Source organism: Pseudomonas sp. RHF3.3-3 (assembly GCF_048069595.1).
GTDB classification, from domain to species: domain Bacteria; phylum Pseudomonadota; class Gammaproteobacteria; order Pseudomonadales; family Pseudomonadaceae; genus Aquipseudomonas; species Aquipseudomonas fuscovaginae_B.
Window position 1 is genome coordinate 2,807,805 of the sequence record NZ_CP182250.1, and the last position, 18,395, is coordinate 2,826,199.

At 63.0% G+C, this 18,395-nt stretch carries 18 protein-coding genes; 12 read left to right on the forward strand and 6 right to left on the reverse strand.

Translation table 11 applies throughout. The features are described from left to right. Positions 1-60 precede the first annotated feature (60 nt). On the reverse strand, positions 61-1,422 hold the full coding sequence (locus ACMGT0_RS12940) for a tetratricopeptide repeat protein (protein ID WP_416772907.1): 1,362 nt from the start codon (positions 1,420-1,422) through the stop codon (positions 61-63). 313 nt (positions 1,423-1,735) lie between these two features. On the opposite strand from ACMGT0_RS12940, the gene ACMGT0_RS12945 reads away from it, so the two are divergent. From ACMGT0_RS12945 to ACMGT0_RS12990, 10 genes are all read left to right on the forward strand, one after another. Next, complete coding sequence (locus ACMGT0_RS12945; protein WP_416772908.1) at positions 1,736-3,346, forward strand: ABC transporter substrate-binding protein; 1,611 nt, start codon at positions 1,736-1,738, stop codon at positions 3,344-3,346. After that, on the forward strand, positions 3,343-4,332 hold the full coding sequence (locus tag ACMGT0_RS12950) for an ABC transporter permease (protein ID WP_054062663.1): 990 nt from the start codon (positions 3,343-3,345) through the stop codon (positions 4,330-4,332). The genes ACMGT0_RS12945 and ACMGT0_RS12950 overlap by 4 nt, the downstream gene beginning before the upstream one ends. Then, positions 4,332-5,180, forward strand: a complete 849-nt coding sequence (locus ACMGT0_RS12955; protein ID WP_054061296.1) for an ABC transporter permease — start codon at positions 4,332-4,334, stop codon at positions 5,178-5,180. The genes ACMGT0_RS12950 and ACMGT0_RS12955 overlap by 1 nt, the downstream gene beginning before the upstream one ends. Beyond that, a complete protein-coding gene (locus tag ACMGT0_RS12960) occupies positions 5,177-6,820 on the forward strand; it encodes an ABC transporter ATP-binding protein (RefSeq protein WP_416772910.1) in 1,644 nt (547 codons plus the stop codon). The genes ACMGT0_RS12955 and ACMGT0_RS12960 overlap by 4 nt, the downstream gene beginning before the upstream one ends. A 36-nt stretch (positions 6,821-6,856) precedes the next feature. Continuing rightward, positions 6,857-7,699 carry an alpha/beta fold hydrolase gene (locus ACMGT0_RS12965; RefSeq protein ID WP_054062660.1) on the forward strand — a complete coding sequence of 281 codons (843 nt, stop codon included), beginning with the start codon at positions 6,857-6,859 and terminating at the stop codon, positions 7,697-7,699. 132 nt (positions 7,700-7,831) lie between these two features. Beyond that, entirely contained in the window at positions 7,832-8,038 is a 207-nt protein-coding gene (locus ACMGT0_RS12970; protein WP_054060276.1) for a hypothetical protein, read from the forward strand. Positions 8,039-8,363: 325 nt separating this feature from the next. Then, complete coding sequence (locus ACMGT0_RS12975) at positions 8,364-8,801, forward strand: HIT family protein (protein ID WP_054062659.1); 438 nt, start codon at positions 8,364-8,366, stop codon at positions 8,799-8,801. Positions 8,802-9,120: 319 nt separating this feature from the next. After that, on the forward strand, positions 9,121-9,897 hold the full coding sequence (locus tag ACMGT0_RS12980) for an N-acyl amino acid synthase FeeM domain-containing protein (RefSeq protein ID WP_239688074.1): 777 nt from the start codon (positions 9,121-9,123) through the stop codon (positions 9,895-9,897). Between the two features lie 38 nt (positions 9,898-9,935). Continuing rightward, positions 9,936-10,334, forward strand: a complete 399-nt coding sequence (locus ACMGT0_RS12985) for an ester cyclase (RefSeq protein WP_054060278.1) — start codon at positions 9,936-9,938, stop codon at positions 10,332-10,334. Positions 10,335-10,384: 50 nt separating this feature from the next. Next, positions 10,385-11,038, forward strand: a complete 654-nt coding sequence (locus ACMGT0_RS12990; RefSeq protein WP_054060279.1) for an iron-containing redox enzyme family protein — start codon at positions 10,385-10,387, stop codon at positions 11,036-11,038. Positions 11,039-11,162: 124 nt separating this feature from the next. Here ACMGT0_RS12990 and ACMGT0_RS12995 read toward each other — a convergent pair whose 3' ends face one another. Together ACMGT0_RS12995 and ACMGT0_RS13000 are read right to left on the reverse strand one after the other, a co-directional pair. After that, positions 11,163-12,311 carry a MalY/PatB family protein gene (locus ACMGT0_RS12995; RefSeq protein WP_416772914.1) on the reverse strand — a complete coding sequence of 383 codons (1,149 nt, stop codon included), beginning with the start codon at positions 12,309-12,311 and terminating at the stop codon, positions 11,163-11,165. Positions 12,312-12,412: 101 nt separating this feature from the next. After that, positions 12,413-13,981, reverse strand: a complete 1,569-nt coding sequence (locus tag ACMGT0_RS13000) for a sensor domain-containing diguanylate cyclase (RefSeq protein WP_054060281.1) — start codon at positions 13,979-13,981, stop codon at positions 12,413-12,415. A 182-nt stretch (positions 13,982-14,163) separates the two neighbouring features. Between ACMGT0_RS13000 and ACMGT0_RS13005 the strand changes: the two genes are divergently transcribed. After that, positions 14,164-14,382, forward strand: a complete 219-nt coding sequence (locus tag ACMGT0_RS13005) for a hypothetical protein (protein WP_054060282.1) — start codon at positions 14,164-14,166, stop codon at positions 14,380-14,382. Position 14,383: 1 nt separating this feature from the next. On the opposite strand, the gene ACMGT0_RS13010 is transcribed toward ACMGT0_RS13005, so the two are convergent. Beyond that, positions 14,384-16,009 (reverse strand): NADP-dependent glyceraldehyde-3-phosphate dehydrogenase, encoded by a 1,626-nt coding sequence (locus ACMGT0_RS13010; protein ID WP_416772916.1) that lies wholly within the window; start codon positions 16,007-16,009, stop codon positions 14,384-14,386. A 168-nt stretch (positions 16,010-16,177) separates the two neighbouring features. On the opposite strand from ACMGT0_RS13010, the gene ACMGT0_RS13015 reads away from it, so the two are divergent. Next, positions 16,178-16,807, forward strand: coding sequence for a LysE family translocator (locus tag ACMGT0_RS13015; protein WP_054060284.1), 630 nt, complete (start codon positions 16,178-16,180; stop codon positions 16,805-16,807). 30 nt (positions 16,808-16,837) lie between these two features. Here the strand turns inward: ACMGT0_RS13015 and ACMGT0_RS13020 are convergent, their stop codons facing one another. Together ACMGT0_RS13020 and ACMGT0_RS13025 are read right to left on the reverse strand one after the other, a co-directional pair. Then, a complete protein-coding gene (locus ACMGT0_RS13020) occupies positions 16,838-17,542 on the reverse strand; it encodes an ATP-binding cassette domain-containing protein (RefSeq protein ID WP_416772919.1) in 705 nt (234 codons plus the stop codon). Beyond that, the gene (locus tag ACMGT0_RS13025; protein WP_416772920.1) at positions 17,542-18,285 is read right to left on the reverse strand and encodes an ABC transporter permease; all 744 of its coding nucleotides are present in this window, start codon (positions 18,283-18,285) and stop codon (positions 17,542-17,544) included. Before ACMGT0_RS13025 ends, ACMGT0_RS13020 begins: the two co-directional genes overlap by 1 nt. Between the last annotated feature and the right edge of the window lie 110 nt (positions 18,286-18,395).

Here is an 18,395-nt window from a genome sequence, read left to right on the forward strand (position 1 = left end):
ACCTAGAGGCCTAACGCCTATCCTTGCTGTAAGCAGAGCGGCCTCTTGGAATGACGTGCCTCAATTGAATGCTTGCCGAATCCGGTCTTGAGCCTTCCGTGCCTGCTCTGGCAACCCCAGCGCCTCATACACCCGTACCAGATGCCGATTGGTCGGCACATCCAGCGCATCGTAGCCTCGGCGCAGTTCCAGGGTCTGCTGCGCCGCTCGCCAATCGCCCGCGTGCAGCCGTGCATCCAGTTCGATCTGGGTGAACAGGTCGCGCTGGGCGTGGCTGCCGCCGATATCGTTGAGGCGCGGCAACACGCTGCCCAGGCGTAGCGCTGCGGTATGCCAGTCGCCACGGGCATGGGCCAGCAACCCTTCGGCCAGGGGTAATGTCACCTGGGCCCAGGTGTCGCGGCTGAAAGCCGGTGCGCTGTGGCTGCGTTCGCGCAGGGCCTCGAGCAATCGGTCCGCCTCGGGCAACCCGGCGCGCGCCAGGCCATACAGGTACTGCACGCTGAGAAACGGCTGCACCGTGTCTGCGACCCGCACCCGCAGGTAGGTCGCCACGGCCTGCCAGCGTTGGCCGACATCCACCCCCGCCAGCTCCAGGCGGGCCAGCAGCGACACCGCGCCGATCTGGTCCTGGGAGTATTCCGGGAGGATGCCCCACACGTGTCGATCATAGATTTCCAGCACTCGCTGATCCTGCCCACGGGCCAGGTAGAACAGCGCCAGGTGCCACCAGTTGTGGGTGTACATGAACGAGTTGAGGCCTTGCCAGTGGTGCTTGACGCTTTCCAGGAAGTCGATGCCTTCCTCGATCCGCCCGCGGGTCAGCAGCACGTGGGCGAGGGCGTGCTGGGCCCAGGCTTCGTCGGCCTGCAGCGCCAGGGCCTGGCGGGCGGCGGCCTCGGCTTCATCGAGCAGGTGGCACTGTTCATAGGCGAAGGCCAGCAGGCCATGGCTATGGGCGATTTCCGGCGCGGCGTCGCGGGCCTTGAGGGCAATGCGCAGCAGCGCCGGCCAGTTGCCGCGGTTGAATTCCACGTACTGGTTGAGCTTGGCGGCGAACAGGTCGCGGGGGAAGCTGTCCAGCAAATGCTCGGTCAGGCCCAGTACCCGTTCCAGATCGTCGGCGATCCAGGCATCGAGGGTCGCCAGGTAGAGGTCGGCACGGCGGTGAGCGACGTGCACGGCATCGGCCTGCTGGCGATAACGCTCGGCCAGGCGCGGCCCGTCGGGAGACTCGCTGAACATCAGCAGGATGCCGGCCAGGGCATTGGCCAGCCGCGAGTTCGGGTCGGCATCGGCGGCGGCGAGAATGTTTTCGGCGCGTGGGTGATAACCGAGGAAACCGCCGATGAAGTCGTCGATGCCGCGTCGGGTGGTGGAGAGGTCGCTATCGATGGGGTTGCCCAGGTAATCCAGAAACATGGGAAGAGGCTCGCGGGTTCGAAGATCGCAGTTGTCGCAAGGGTTGTGCCAGGGCAGGGCAATGGGTTTTCTCGGGGAGCCGCGACTGGTGTTTTTGGGTGCCAGCAAGCCGGTTCCCAACGATGAGACAGGGGAGGCTGCTGCTTTTTCCACAGTGTCCGGCACGGGTTGTGGTTTTTTCATCACTGCGCGGCAACCCGGTACCGCGCAAACACGGGCGCAAAAGCACTGGCACAGGCCTTGCTAAAACCCTCGAAAGGGCCGGTCGCACACCCTGTGCCGTGCCTGCCGAATCTTTCCTGCGGAGCCCGCCATGCCTGATTTTTCGCCGACCCCTTCATCTCGCACCCGGCCCCTGCGCCGGGCCCTGCTCGGCCTCGCCGCCAGTGCGCTGATCCTGGCTGGCAGCGTGCAGGCACAACCCCGCGATGGCGGTGTGCTCAACCTGGTGGCCCAGCCGGAACCGCCATCGCTGATGCATGGCGTGGTCTCCCATGTTTCGACCCAGTACGTCAGCGGCAAGATCCTCCAGGGCCTGCTGACCTACGACACCCACCTGCAACCCAAACCGGTGTTGGCCAGGAGTTGGACTGTCTCCGCCGACGGCCTGACCTACACCTTCGACCTGCAGGACGGCGTGCGCTGGCACGATGGTCAGCCGTTCACCGCCGACGACGTGGTGTTCAGCTTTCGGACCTTCTACCCGGAAGTGGACAAGCGCCTCGGCGGGGTGTTCACCGAATTCGTCGCCTCCATCGACGCCAGCGGCCCGCTGCAGGTGACCTTCCACCTGAAGAAGCCTTTCGCACCGCTGCTCTCGTCCCTGGGCAGCGGCCTGCGCCCGGTGGTGCCAAAGCACCTCTACGAAGGCACCGATTTTCGTAACAACCCCTATAACCTCAAGCCGGTCGGCACCGGTCCGTTCGTGTTCCAGGAATGGAAACGAGGTGCCTATATCAAGCTGGGCAAAAACCCCGACTACTGGAAAAAGGGCCTGCCGCACCTGGACGGTATCGTCTTCCACGTGATCCCCGACGCTTCCTCCCGGGCCGCCGCCTTCGAGCGTGGCGACGTGCAGGTGCTGCGCAGCGGCGATGCCGACTACTCCGACCTCAAGCGCCTGAGCGGCCTGCCGGGCGTGCAGTCTTCGGAGCAGGGCTGGGAACTGTACTCCGGGCTGGCCTTCCTGCAGATCAACACCCGCAAGCCGCCGCTGGACAACCCCAAGGTACGCCAGGCGATTCTCTATGCGCTGAACCGGCCGTTCATTGTCGACAACATCTTCTTCGGCACGGGCAAGGTGGCCCAGGGACCCTTCGTCTCCAGCTCGCCGTATCACGATCCACAACTGCCGCAGTACAGCTATGACCTGAAGAAAGCCAAGGCGCTGATCGCCGAGTCCGGCGTCGATGTCGGCGCGGTGCGCATCCGCCTGCTCAACGGCGAGAAGGGCGGTGCCTGGGAGCGCGCCGCCGAGTACACCAAGCAGGCTCTGCAGCCGCTGGGCTTCAAGGTCCAGGTGGTCACCTCGGACGCGGCCACCTGGTTCCAGCGGGTCAGCGACTGGGATTTCGACCTGACCTACAACTTCATCTTCCAGGTCGGCGATCCGTACCTGACCACCGCCTACCTGTACCGCTCCGACTACATCCTCAAGACCTCGCCGTTCGCCAACGTCAGCGGCTACAGCAGCCCGCAGGCGGATGCGCTGTGGAGCAAGGTCGCCAACACGGCGGACGGCGAGCAGCGTCGCCAGGTCTACAGCGAGCTGGAGAACCGCCTGAACACCGACCTGCCGATCCTGCCGATCTTCGAGATGCGCTATCCGACGCTCTACCATAGCCAGGTCAGGAACCTGCTGCAGACCGCCACCAGCCTCAACGAAGACGACGAAAGCGTCTACCTCGATGCACCGACACCATGAGCGGGCTGATCTTCCTTGGCTCGCGGCTGCTGCGGGCGCTGGCGATGGTGCTCGGGGTGCTGGTGCTGAGCTTCCTGCTGATCCGCCTGGCACCGGGCGACCCGGCGCTGATGCTGGCCGGCGAAGCCGGGGTCGATGACGCCCGGTACATCGCGCAGTTGCGTCAGGACATGGGGCTGGACAAGCCGGTGGCCCAGCAGTTGCTGATCTATCTGGGCCATATCGCGCGACTGGACCTGGGCTATTCCTATCGCAACCAGGCGCCGGTCTGGTCGCTGATCGCCGAGCGGCTGCCGGCGACCCTGGCACTGATGGGCTCGGCGTTCCTGTTGTCATCGCTGGCCGGCATCGCCCTGGGCGTGCTTGCAGCGTGCAGCCGGGAACGCCGGCCGTGGCTCGACCGGCTGATTGCCCAGGGCGCGCTGCTGCTCTATGCCACCCCGTCGTTCTGGCTGGCGATGCTGCTGATCCTGCTGTTCTCGGTGAGTCTCGACTGGTTGCCGGCCTTCGGCATGGAAACCGTCGCTGCCGACTACCAGGGTCTGGCCTGGTGGGCTGACCGTTTGCAGCACCTGGTGCTGCCATGCCTGTCCCTGAGCTTTCTGTTCCTGGCCCTCTACATCCACCTGACCCGTGCCGCGACCCTGGAAGCGCTGGGCCAGGAGTACGTGCGCACCGCGCGGGCCAAGGGCCTGTCGCCGCGGCGGATTCTCTGGGCCCACGTGCTGCGCAATGCGTTGCTGCCGGTGGTGACTTTCGCCGGCCTGCAACTGGGCCAACTGGCCAGCGGCATCCTGCTGATCGAGGTGGTCTATTCCTGGCCGGGCATCGGTCGGCTGATGTACGAGGCCTTGGCGCAGCGCGACTACGGGGTATTGATGGGCGGCTTCCTGGTGATTTCGATCATGGTGGTGAGTTTCAACCTGCTGACCGACCTGGCCTGTCGCTGGCTCGATCCGCGAATCGGCGCCGGAGGGCAACACTGATGCAACGGCATTCGTTCCTGCGCCGGTTCCTTGCGCAGCCGTCCGCACTGGCCGGGCTGCTGTTTCTGCTGGTGCTGGGCCTGCTGGCGCTGGCCGCTCCCTGGCTGACCGACAGCCAGCCCTGGGAGATGAACAGCCAGCCGCTGCTCGCACCGTTCCACGACCCGGCACACTGGCTGGGCAGCGACATGCTCGGTCGCGACCTCGGCAGTGGCCTGCTGTATGGCGCGCGGGTGTCCCTGGCGGTGGCGGCGCTGGCCAGCCTGGCGACCCTGCTGGTGGGCGCCCTGGTCGGTGCCCTGGCCGGCTACTTCGGGGGCTGGCTCGACGCTGTGCTGATGCGCATCGCCGAGTTCTTCCAGATCGTGCCGCAACTGGTGTTGGCGGTGATCCTGGTGGCGGTGCTCGAACCGTCCCTGGGTTCGATCGTCCTGGCCATCGCCCTGGTCGCCTGGCCGGCGGTGGCGCGCCTGGTGCGCAGTGAATTCCTCAGCCTGCGCCAGCGCGAATTCGTCCAGGCGGCGCGGGTGCTCGGGCAGTCGTCGACGGCGATTATCTTCCGCCAGATCCTGCCCAATGCCCTGGCACCGCTGCTGGTGACCCTGACCTTCGTCATGGCCACCGCGATTCTCACCGAAGCGGCCCTGGCCTTTCTCGGCCTGGGCGATCCCGAGGCGATGAGTTGGGGCTACATGATCAACGCCTCCCGCGGCCTGCTGCGCGATGCCTGGTGGATGAGCCTGTGGCCGGGCCTGGCGATCCTGTTCAGCGTGCTGGCGGTGAACCGCGTCGGCGAGGGCCTGCGGGTGGCCTGCGCGCCGCTGCGGCAACCAGGAGCCCACTCATGACAGACCGCCACAATCCCTTGCTGAGCATCGAGCACCTGCGCATCGCGCTGCCGGCCGGTGCCGATCGCAGCCATGCCCTGTACGACCTGTCGCTGCAGCTCGAATGCGGCGAACTGCTCTGCGTGGTCGGTGAGTCCGGCTCGGGCAAGTCGATGCTGGCCAAGGCCCTGCTGCGGATGTTGCCCGAGTCGTTGACGCTGGAGAGCGGCCGCATCCGCTGGCGCGGCGATGATCTGGCCGGACTCGACGAGGCGAGCATGCGCCAGTTGCGTGGACGCGATATCAGCATGGTTTTCCAGGAACCGATGAGCGCGCTCAATCCACTGCTGAGCGTCGGCCGGCAGATCGACGAAACCCTCGCCGCCCATGGTGTGAAGGCGGCGGCCAGCCGTCGTCGGCGAGTACTCGAACTGCTCGGTTACGTCGGCCTGCCGGACCCGGAACGCCTGCGCCACGCCTATCCCTTCGAATTGTCCGGCGGCCAGCGTCAGCGGGTGGTGATCGCCATGGCGCTGGCCTTCGACCCGGCGCTGCTGATCGCCGACGAGCCGACCTCGGCGCTGGATGTCACCACCCAGGCGCAGATCCTCGCACTGCTGCGACGGATCCAGCGCGACAAGGGCATGGCGGTGCTGTTCATCACCCATGACTTTGCCGTGGTGCAGGCGATTGCCGATCGCGTGCTGGTGCTGGAAAAGGGCCATCTGGTGGAGCAGGGCAGTGCGCCCCAGGTTCTACAGGCTCCGGCGGCGGAGTACACCCGGCGGCTGCTGGCGGCGGTCTCGGCCAGCCCGCTGGCGCCGCGTCCGCCGCTGAGCCAGGTGTCGACGGTGCTCGCGGCGCGGCAACTGGAGAAATCCTACACCGGACAGGGCGGCTGGTGGCGCAAGCGCGCCAGTCGGGCCCTGGCCGGCGTCGATCTGTACCTGCGTGAAGGCGAGACCCTGGGCCTCGTCGGCGAGTCCGGTTCGGGCAAGTCGACCCTCGGGCGTTGCCTGGTGCGCCTGCTGCAACCGGACAGCGGGCAACTGCAATGGCAGGGGCGGGAGGTCGCCGGTTTGTCCCAGCGCCGCCTGCGGCCGTTGCGGGGCGAGATCCAGATGATCTTCCAGGACCCGTTCGCCTCGCTCAATCCGCGCCAGAGCGTGGGCCAGATCGTCATGACCGGGCCGCTGGCCCAGGGCGTGCCGGCTCGCCAAGCGCAGCAGCGCGCCCGCGAGGTGCTGGAACTGGTCGGCCTGCCGCCCACCGCCTTCGAGCGTTACCCCCACGAATTTTCCGGCGGCCAGCGCCAGCGTATCGGCATCGCCCGGGCGCTGGCGGTGCGGCCGAAGATTCTCATCGCCGACGAATGCGTGTCGGCGCTGGATGCACTGATTCAGGTGCAGATCCTCGAATTGCTGGAGGACTTGCAACGCCGCCTGCGCCTGAGCATCGTGTTCATCACCCACGACCTGCGGGTGGCGGCGCGGCTGTGTGATCGCATCGCGGTGATGCAGGGCGGGCGGATCGTCGAGCAGGGCGAGACGGCGCGGCTGTTCGCCGAGCCGCAGCACACCTACACCCGCGCGTTGCTCGGCGCCTCATCGGTGCTCGCCGAAGCGTCCCGCCTGGCGCAGAGTCGCGAGGGCGCCTGGTGAACCCATCCCTTTTCCATCCGACAGGACCCACAGCGCATGGCTGAAGCCTTTTCCTCCGTTGATCTGCCGCAGGTGCGCGGCGAGTTGCTCGAGATCCGCCCGGGTCGCCACTTGAGCGTGGCTCACCAGCCCGGCCAGGCCCAGGCCGACACCGTGGTGTTTTTCTGCCACGGCGCCGGCGGCAACAAGGACCAGTGGCGCCATCTGTGGCAGGCACTGGGCGAGGAGGGCTACGGCCTGGTGGCCTGGGACCTGCTCGGTCATGGCGCCAGCGACAAGCCGCGCCGGTCAGCGGCCTATGCCTGGGCCGAGCTGGTGGCCGACTACCTGGAACTGCTGCGGCGTTTCGGCGGCAGGCGCAACCTGATCGTGGCGCACTCCTTCGGCACCGGCCTGTCGATGAGCGCGTTGCTGCAATCGCAGGCGGTCAGTGGCGCGCTGTTGCTGGGCTCGCAACTGCACCGGCCGCTGAGTCGCGGTGGCCTGATGGCGTTGCCGGCGTGGGTGCTGGAACTGATCCGGCCGGTGTTGGCCAAGGGCTTTCGCCAGCGTGCCTGGCATCCGGCGGCCGACCGGCAGCTGGTGGCCTACGAGGAGAAGATCACCGAGAACAATCGGTTGTATGTGTTCAAGGGGCTGCTCGAAGGTGTGCAGTGGCCGGATGCCGGGCACCTGGCGAGCCTCAGGTTGCCGATCGAGGTGCTCTGCGGCGACAGCGACGGGCTGACCCCGGCCAGCGGCGGCGAGGCCCTGGCCCGGCAATTGCCCCAGGCCGGGTTCGAGGTGCTGCGCGACTGTGGGCACCAGTTGATGCTGGAGAAACCCCGGCAGGTGCTGGAAGCCTTCGGCCGCCTGCGGCAGCGGCTCGATTCGGTGTGATTCGGTGACCGACCGGTCATTCGTCGGAACCTTGCGCCAGAGCCTGCGGATCGCCGTCGCTGGTCTACGCTGAAGGTTTTTGAGGCGCCGACTGCCAGTCGGCGGTGATCAACCTTGGAAAGGAGTGGCCCCATGAAAAAGGCGTACATGGAAGACAATGGCGATGAGTTCCCGATCAACAACCTGGTGCGCTGCGGGCAGACGCCCTATGTCGCCGAGTTTGGGGGAGAGGCGCCAGTGCAGGAGACTTCGACTCGGACCAGCCAATCGGCACCGGGAGGGTTGTTGAGGCGACCCTATTTTCCCAAGGCCAGACCGCGCCTGAAAAAACTGGCTTAAGGCCTTTGTCGGTGGTGAATCGAGGCCGCCGAGCCCAGGAAAAATCCGGAGTCCGAAGGGGCTCCGGTTTTTTTTGGCTGGGCCGTGGGGGCGGGAAATAGGCTTTAGGGCGATTTTCTGAAGACAAATCAGCGCGTTAGCTGCTTTTCGGGGACGCCGGATACAAAAAATTTCAAAACTCGCGTGTACAGCCATTCAAACCTCGGCGTATTTTCGCCCCCAGTTGTTCGATCAGCGGTATAGGTCTGTAAGGGAATTCAGCCTAGCAAGCCCGGAGCACAAGCGTGTCAGGGGTTTGCACATAACAATTAGAGGGAGCTAATTCGTGAACTGCATTTTCTGCGCGATCGTCGCCAAGCTGGCACCCGCAAGCATCGTCCATGAAGACGAACAGTGCCTGGCCTTTCTGTCCATCCAGCCGATCACTCCCGGTCATGTGCTGGTCATTCCCAAGGCCCATGCCAGCGGCCTGGGCGAAATTCCTCCGGAAACCGCGGGCCACATGATGGTGGTCGGCCAGCGCGTGGCAACGGCCTTGCGCAACAGTGGCCTGCGGCTCGACGGCCAGCCGTGCGAGGGCATCAACCTGCTGCTGTGCGATGGTGCGGTGGCCGGGCAGACCGTCGGTCATGCCCACCTGCATGTGATCGCCCGGTTCGTCGGCGACGGTTTCGACCTTGCCCACGGCGATATTCCCCTGGCCAACCCGCAGGTGCTGGGTGAACGGGCCGAGCTGATTCGTTCGGCCCTCGAACAACGCTGAACAAAAGGTAGCGTGCGGCAGCCGACTGGGGAGTCGGCTGTTCAGGTGCCGTTGTCTGTCTGTTATTGCGCGTCAACGTTTATTGCCAGCCAGTTGGCGCTCACAGAGTGCATCTGGAACTTTTATCCGGCGCAGAACTTGTCGGGGCCGGGCTTGCCCGCGAATAGGCCCTTGGCTCTTGCCGAATTTCAGCCCCTTGCACATCGGATTTGGCAGCATCGTTGTATCAGGAAGTGAACTCATGAGTTGAATCATGGGTTCTGTATCGTGTGTCTGGTTGAGAGAAACAATACGAAGCATAATAATAAAGGAGCGTCTCATGTCGTCATACGGAAGTAACAAGGCGGTATTGCCGTTCACCCCCATGCAACTGGTGAAAGATGATTCGGCCGGTGCGGCGATTCATGCCTTCTACGATTCGGTCCTGCAGGAACATTGCCAGTCCGATAAGGTAAAGATCAGGCAAGTTGTAACGCCTGAGCAATTTTCCGAGTTGTCGCGGGCCCGGTATCGTCTCTATGGTCAGCGCAAGGTGTACTACCGTACCTTGTTCGGTGACGCGGTCGATGAAACCGTCTGTCTCGACGAGTACGACTCCCGTTCTTATGTGTTCGCCTGTTACTACGACGGTGAAATCATCGGTACCCAGCGGTTTACGCCGTTTCCCCATGAGTCCGGTGAATACATCGACCACCAGCGCCTGGTGCAGTTCTCCGGCCCCGGTTACGAGCGGGAGTGCATCGAGCTTTCACGCCTGATCGTCGACAAGCACGCCCCGGTCGGCAACGTGGTCACCGCACTGGCCATGACCGGCGCCTCGCTGGTGGCGTTGCTGGGCGGCTACAGGACCTTCATCACCTATGTGAAACCGCGCCTGGCACCGAAATTCGAGAGTTCGGTGTTCGACCAGGACGGCATCCTGTTCAAGATCCCGGAACGCGGCGACCACTACTACGCGGTGTACAAGGGCGAGCTGCTGCCCTCGGTGACCCCCTATTTCGGCCTGGAACAGTGCCCGGCCGATCTCGGCGATATCGATGCACTGATGCGCCATACCCTGGCCGCCCGTGCCAGCCGCCAGGTCCTGGCGGTCTGAAAAGCATAATAAAACGACAATAATGAGGTTGATCTCAGATGGAAGCCCAGAACAAGGCCGTGGTTATCGAGTTCTATGAACGCATGTTTGCCAAGCGTGAACTGGCGGTCGCCGATACATTGATTGCCGAAGACTATGTACAGCACAACAATGTGTTCATTCCGCCGCGTCGTGAAGGTTTCAAGAAGTACTTTGCGCAGTTCTTCAAGACTTTTCCGGAGTCCGGCACGCATATCAAGCAAGTCTGTGCCGAGGGTGACTATGTCTTCCTCTATGCCACCCATTGGGCGAAACATCGGTTCTTTACCGTGAAGTACAAGGTGATCGATATCTATCGTGTGGAAAATGGGGTGTTGATGGAGCACTGGGACACGATCGAAGGTCTCGGGTTCTTCTCGAAGTTCATGTACATCATCAAGTCCGTATTGCGCCTGTAATCCATAACAAATGTCATAAGCGATTCATGAACCAACAGGGAAAGAGTGAAATGACTGAGTTTCGTACCGAGTTGAAGGCCGTCTGCGACGCCGAATGGGCCAAGATCAAGGCCGGGCGTTTCTTCCAGATGATGAAACGTCCCGAGTTGCAACGGGAGCTGTACATCAAGTCGATCGTGCAGGTGTATCACTACACCAAGAACAATGCGATCAACCAGGCGGTGGCCTGCTGGAACCAGGATCACAAGAAGGTCGGCCTGCTGCGTTTCGCCATGAAGCATGCGCTGGAAGAACTGGGCCATGAAAACATGGCCTATAACGACCTGATCGCCATCGGCGTGGACCCGGCCGAGTTCGAAAAACCGATGCTGCCGGCCACCGAGGCCTTCTACGGCTACCTGGACTACGTCTCGGTCTGCCGTGGCATCATCCCGCGCCTGGGCTACAGCTTCTGGGCCGAGGACTCCTACGAGCACCTCGAGCCGATGATGGACATCTGCAAGAACAGCCTCAAGCTGACCGACAAGCAGATGACCTTCTTCGTCGCCCACGCGATCATCGATGCCAAGCACTCCGAGGAGGTCAACGCGGCAATCGACCGTTGGGTGGTCACCGATGAAGAGAAGGAAGCGGTGAAGCAGGTGGCGCGTACCACCGTGTACCTGATGGGCAAGATCCTTGAGTCGGTTGCCGACGAATTCTGATCCCGCGCCGTAGGAGCCGGCCTGGCGATAGCAGTAGCCCAGGCAACAGCATTCTCATTGAATGGTCGCCTGCGGCGGATCGCCAGCATGCCGGCTCCTACAGGTCTTGCGTCAGCCTGGGCTTTCAGCGCTGGCGCAGGCTGTTCTCCATCCGGCTGATCCCTTCTTCCAGCAACGCCCGCGGGCAGCCGAAGTTCAGGCGGACGAACTGCCGGGCCTCGTCGGCGAATTCGACGCCGGCGCTCAGGCCGACCCTGGCCTTGTCGAGGAAGAACTGGTACGGATCTTCCAACCCCAATGCACTGCAATCGAGCCAGGCCAGGTAGGTGCCCTGGGCCGGCTGCAGGACGACGCCGGGCAGGCGAGTTTCCACCGCGCGCTGCAGGTAGTCGCGGTTACCCTGCAGATAGTCCACCAACCCCTTCAGCCATGGCCCGCATTCGCGGTAGGCGGTCAGCGTGGCTTCCAGGCCAAGGGCGTTGACGCTGTCGACCATGCCGCCACGGGCAGCGTTGAAACGCTCGCGTACGACCGGGTCCTGGATGATCGCGTACGCGGTCTTCAAGCCGGCGATGTTGTAGGCCTTGCTCGCCGACATCAGGGTGATGGTGCGCTTGGCGATCTCCGGGCTCAGGGACGCGGTCGGCACATGGCGGCGGCCGTCGTAGCAGAGATCGGCGTGGATCTCGTCGGAAATGATCAGGGCTCCGCGTTCCAGGCAGGCCTCGGCCACCTGTTGCAGTTCCTCGCGGGGGAAGACCTTGCCCAGTGGGTTGTGCGGGTTGCTCAGCAACAGCGCACCGCCGTCCTGCAGTGCGTCGCGCAGGGCGGCGATGGGGGTGATGTAGTTGCCCTGGGCGTCACGCTGGAAGGGCAGTTCGACCTTCGGCAGGTTCCAGTTGCCCGGGGCCAGGCGCAGCGGGCGGTAGTTCGGGGTTTGCACCACGACATTGCGGCCCGGTTGCACGAAGGCGCGCAGGGCCATGTTGAAGCCCGGCTCGACGCCGGGCAGGAACACCAGTTCCTGAGGCTCGATCCGCCAGGCGTACTTGTTCCACAGGTCGACGACGATGGCTTCGCGCAGGGCATCCTGGGCCACGCTGTAACCCAGTTGCGGGTGTTCCAGGCGCTTGTGCAGGGCCTGGGTGATCTCGTTCGCCACCGGCAGGTCCATGTCCGCCACCCACATGGGCAGGACATCGGCGGGATAACGGCTCCACTTGGTGCTACCGGTGTTGCGGCGGTCGAGCAGGGTGTCGAAGTTGAAAGTCATGCTGGCGGAAAGTCTCGCGGGAAGTCCCCGAAGTCGTCGGGTGTTCGGAATCTGCAGAGGCGGGCGCTGGCTGGCCCGTTGTCTGTCACGTGTAGGCCAGTCTACCCGGTCGTGGTGGCCGGCGGCACTGCTTCGACACGATTGCGCCCCTTGCCCTTGGCCCGGTACAGGGCCAGGTCGGCTTCCTTGAGGGCGTGGGCGACGGTCTCGCCGTCCCGCGGCCAGTCGGTGACGCCGAGGGACACCGTGACCGGGATGCCGTTCGGGCTTTCGGTGTAGGCCATGGCCGCACGCAGCCGTTCGCCGACCTGAAGCGCCTGGTTCAGCGGTATACCGGGCAGCAGCATGAGGAATTCCTCGCCGCCCTGGCGGCAGAGCACGTCGCTTTCGCGCGAGTGTCGTCGCATCTGCTGGGCCACGTGCTGCAGCACCAGATCACCGGCACTGTGCCCGTAGTTGTCGTTGACCTGCTTGAAGTGATCGATATCCAGGGCCAGCACCGAAAACGGTTGGCGGTGGTTTTCCCAGTCCTCGAGGATCAGTTGCAGGCCGCGCCGGTTGGTCAGGCCGGTGAGCGAGTCGGTGACGTTCTCCAGGTTGAGCCGGCCCAGTTGCTGGTGCAGGGACAGCAGCGCCTTCTGCATGGCGTTTTTCAATTGCGCCGCCTCGTAGTACCAGGCCCTGACCTTGCTCACCGATTGCGCGGCGCTCGAGGAGCCCCAGTGCTCGGTCGAATTGGCCAGCTGCCAGAGCGGCTTGGTGATCAGTGAAGTCAGCCACCAGATGGCCAGCAACGACAGCAGCGACAGCGGCACGGCGTAACCGGCAACCTCCAGCATCAGTCGCTGCAGGCCTTCGAGGGTGATGTCGGTGGGCCGCTGGCTGATCACTCCCCAGCCGATACGGGGCACCGGCGCATAGCCGGTGAGCATGTCGATACCCTTGGAGTTGGTCAGCCGCCGGCTGCCGGTCTGTCCGGTGATGACCGCGTCGATCGCCGGATTGCCCTTGATCACCTCGCCAATCCGTGTGGGGTCCTGGTGGTAGATCAGCCGGCCCTGGGTATCGACCACGTAGAGATAGGAGCCGTCGCGGTAGTAGTGCTCGCCCAGCAGCGAATGCAGGATGTTCGGTTCGTTGAGGTAGATCCCGGCGCCGAGGTAACCCAGGTAATTGCCCTTGCCGTCGAAGATCGGATGGGAGATCTGGATCATCAGGTGGTTGTTGTTGCCCACATACGGGGTCGAGATATAGGGCTGGCGCGAGGCGCTGGCCTGGCGGGTGCCTTCGCTGACGGAAAGGGTTCCGGTCAGGTGCATCGACAGTGGCGAGGAGGCGATGATCCGGTTGTCGGCGCGAATGACCACCACCGAATTGAAGCTGTTGGTCTGGCGGCGCAAGCGGCGCGCCTCCTGCCACAGTCGGTCCGGCTGGTCCCAGATCTCCGGCAGCAGGTTGGCGCTCAGGGCCAGTTGCTGCTGGGTCGACTTGAGGAAGTCGTCGGTGGAGCTGGCCAGCTTCACGGCGTAGATGCGGTTGGCTTCCAGGGTCTGGGCCATCAGGAAGTTGCGCTGGGTCTGGTAGCTGGCGAAGAACAGGTTGCCGGCGGTCAGGGTGACAACGGCAAGCGAGAGCAACAGGATCAGTCGGCGCAGGTCGATACGTGGCATGAGTTTCTTATGAGAATGGCGAAATCGTTGGCCGATGGAGCCTGGGGGTAATGATAGAACAGTGCGGGCTGCAGGACGAAAGGACATCAGGCCGGCGAGTAAAAAAATGCCGTTCCACGACGAACGTTTTTCCTCGACGACGCCCTAATGTCTTGATTATCCGACCTGAAAAGGACAGCGGTATGACACTTTTCCTGATCATCGCCCTCGAGTTCGGCGCCATCGGGGCTGCCATCTGGGCACTGGGACATTTCGACAGGCGGCCGCAGCGGCGCTGGGCCATGCGCCAGCCCAGTGTGAGTTGGGAGTATGGCCCGGAGCGGGAGGGCTCCCTCGAACTGTTCGGGGAAGCCATCCTGGTGGTTTCGCTGGTGTTGCTGGCGGTGTATCTGTTTCTCTGACTCAGAAGATGTAGTCGGTGGTCAGGAAACTCGACTCGCGATTACGGATGATGTCGCTGATCAGCGCCTTGTTGCTTTCCTGGAACTTGGTCGCCACCAGCGTGCGGATCGAGAACACCCGTAGCGCGTCGTGAACCGAGAGAGTGCCCTCGGCGGAGTTCTTGCGGCCGTTGAACGGGTAGGTGTCCGGGCCGCGCTGGCACTGGGCATTGATATTGATCCGCCCGACCTGGTTGGCGAAGGTGTCCACCAGCCGCCCGACCTGGGCCGAGTGGGTACCGAAGATGCTCAGTTGCTGGCCGAAGTCCGATTCCAGCACGTAGTCGATCACTGTCTCCAGGTCGCGATAGGGCACGATCGGCACCACCGGGCCGAACTGTTCCTCCTGGTACACGCGCATCTGCGCGTTCACCGGGTACAGCACCGCCGGGTAGAAGAACGAGGCACGGGTCTGGCCGCCGCCGGGGTTGACCACCCGCGCGCCCTTGGCGACCGCATCGGCCACCAGGCCGTTGAGATAGTCGACCTTGCTCGCTTCCGGCAGCGGCGTCAGTGCCACGCCATGGTCCCAGGGCATGCCGGGCAACAGGCTCTGCACCTTGCGATTGAATTTCTCGATGAAGGCCTCGACCACGTCCTCGTGGACGAACAGGATCTTCAGCGCGGTGCAGCGCTGTCCGTTGAACGACAGCGAGCCGGTCACCGATTCGTTGACCGCGTTGTCCAGGTCCACCTCCGGCAGCACGATCCCCGGGTTCTTCGCGTCCAGGCCCAGGGCCGCGCGCAGGCGGTGGGGGCGCGGGTGCAGTTTCTTCAGGTCGCTGGCGGCCTTGTTGGTGCCGATGAAGGCGAAGATGTCGATCTTGCCGCTGGCCATCAGCGCGCTGACGGTTTCCCGGCCGCTGCCGTAGATCACATTGATCACCCCGGCCGGGAAGCTGTCGCGGAAGGCTTCCAGCAACGGGCGGATCAGGAGCACGCCGAGCTTGGCCGGCTTGAACACCACGGTGTTGCCCATGATCAGTGCCGGGATCAGCGTGGTGAAGGTCTCGTTCAGCGGGTAGTTGTAGGGGCCCATGCACAGCGCCACGCCCATGGGCGCGCGGCGGATCTGGCCGAGGGTGTCCTGTTCCAGCTCGAAGCGGCTGGAGCGGCGGTCCAGCTCCTTGAGGGCGTTGATGGTGTCGACGATATAGTCGCAGGTGCGGTCGAACTCTTTTTCCGAGTCCTTGAGGTTCTTGCCGATCTCCCACATCAGCAACTTGACCACCGCCTCGCGCTGTTCGCGCATGCGCCGCAGGAAGGCTTCGACATGCTGGATGCGTTCGGCCACGCGCAGGGTCGGCCATTGGCCCTGGCCACGGTCGTAGGCGCGGACCGCCGCATCGAGGGCGGTGAGGGCGGTTTCAGCGTCCAGCAGCGGGGTGCTGCCGAGGATCACCTGCTCGTCGCCGTCGGGGCCGGCCAGATACACCGGGCTGCGCACTTGCGCCAGTGGGCCGCTCCAGGTACGCAGGGCGCCGTCCACCAGGTATTCGCGTTGTTCCAGTTGGCCGTCGAGCCGGTACTTTTCCGGAATGTCCGCAGCGGCGGGAAACAGTGAGTCGAGCAGCTTCTGATCGGTCATGAGGCAATACCCTGTCTGATGGGAAGGACGCTGAAACGCTTCAGTGCATGCTGGTGTTTTATCACGAAACATCTTAGTCCCGTCCACTACAAACGACAGGTCGGTTGAAGGGCAGGGGCGCAGGCCGCAAAATGGCACTCTTTTTTCTTTTCAAGGCGATCTTCATTTATGACGCTGGCAACGTTGCTTCTGTTCCTGATCAGTGCGGCGGCAATCATCGCCATGCCGGGCCCGACGGTGCTTTTGGCCCTGCACAACGGCTCCAACCACGGTGTACGGGCGGCGGCCTGGGGCATGGGCGGGGCGGTGCTGGCCGATGCCCTGCTGGTCACGGCGGTGGCCTGTGGCCTGGGCATCCTGCTGCAGGCCAGCGAGACGCTGTTCCAGGCGGTGAAATGGGTGGGGGCGGGCTACCTGGTGTGGCTCGGCTGGAAAATGCTGCGTTCGAGCGGAGCCCTGGCCGAACTGCCGGTGGAGCAGGGCTCCAGTCGCAGCGTCGGGTTGTTCGTGCGCTGCTTCGTGGTGGCCCTGACCAACCCCAAGGCCTTGCTGTTCATGTCGGCCTTCCTGCCGCAGTTCATCGACAGCACGCAGCCGCAACTGCCGCAGTACGCGGCGCTGGCCGTGGTGCTGACGCTGCTCAATGTCAGCATCATGCTGTTTTACGCGCTGTGCGGCGCCCGCTTGCTCAGTCGCTTGCAGGGCGGGCACCTGCGGGCGTTCAACCGGGTGACCGGTGGACTGCTGATGACCCTGGGTGGGGTGTTGGCGTTTTATCGGCGGGGGAGTACGGCCTGACGAGCCAGGCCGTTGGATCGAGTGGTCTTCTCAGCAAGCCGCGGCGTTGATGAATGCCTCATCGAGCGTACGGGCGCTGTAGCTGTCCCGAAATGATTGCCCATCGGCAAAGCGCCTGAACTGCTTATGACTGATCATGTAGAAACAGTCGCAGTGTTCGGCGATCTCATTGACGTTGTGCGACGAAACCAGAATGGCCTTCCCACTCTGAGCCGCACCATGCAGGCACTGCCAAATGTAGTGCCTGAACTCCGGGTCTACACCCGCTGTTGGCTCATCAAGAATGATCAGGTCAGCCTCTATCGACAGCAAAGAAAGGGTGAAGAACCAGCGTTTTTCTCCATAACTGCATAGCGATGACTTCTTCTTCCAGATCTCCTGATAGCGTTCCGTGATGCTCGGGCTCCATGATGAAAGCCTGCTCAACACCTGTGCCTGGGAGATCTGTTTGGATGAGCACAGCAGGTTGGTCATCCTGAATATGTCGAACATGCGCAGGGCGGGAGGCGTTGTGAGTATCTGTGAGAGATAGAGCTGCTTGGCGAAGGTATTGATCACCTTGCCTCTGGCGGGTTTTCTCAGTTTGCAGATGATGTCGAAGAAGGTGGTTTTCCCTGAGCCGTTCGAGCCGAGCAGGCCGGTAATCGCCCCGGCTTCTGCCGTGAGTGAAGCCTCCTTGAAAAGGACCTTGTTCTCATAGTTGAAGGACAGGAGATTGGCTTGCAGGGAGTTCATCAGTACCGGCTCCATACAGGGTTGATGCGGAGCAGCTTGACGCTGATTGCCATGCTGACGGTAAACAGGACGATAGACAGCAGCACCCACTCATATTGCTGGTTGAGCCCCAGCGCCATCAGTTGCGATGCATGCCACAAGGGATTGCTGGTGTTGAGCGCTGCAAGCATGGAGTTCTCGGAAACACCGCGTGACAGGCCAAGTACCAGCATGACCAGCGACACCGCCGATAACAGGGTATTGGCGTTCTGGAAGTTGATGGGCAGTAGCGCTAACAAAACTCCTAGTGAGCAGAAGAACAGGTAATTGACCTGGAATCTTATCAGGATAAGACTGAATTCGCGGATTGAGTAGGATTCGAAAGGCAGGCGCGTGCTCAGATAAAAGGTGGCGCAATAGATGGTTGCAATGGTCAGGTAGGCCAAGTTCTGGGCAATGAGGAAAACCAGCCTTGCTTTACGGTTGTAGGCGAATGAGCGGATGAACCCGCTCTCCCGACGGCCAATGATGTAGAAGGAAAAGCCGAATAGGGCGACATTTGAGGCGACGTAGGCGTAGAACCAGGCGGTGCGCTGGATATAGTCATCGGAAAAGGCAAGGCTTTCTCCCTTGAACAGTACCAGCAGGTAAAAGGCTGCACAGGGGGAAATGATGATCCAGAAGAGCGCTATGGGCTCCTTGAGTTGTTCCTTGATGAATAGCAGGGCCAAGTTTCCTGCACGATAGGCGGTACAGGCTTTCATGTGGCTGCATCCTGAGTGGTGGGGACACTATCTATAGTGGCTGGGAGGAGGTGCTGCCACTCAGGAGGTTCTTTCTGTGGGAATTTTCTTTATGGAGTTTTTCTTCAGGT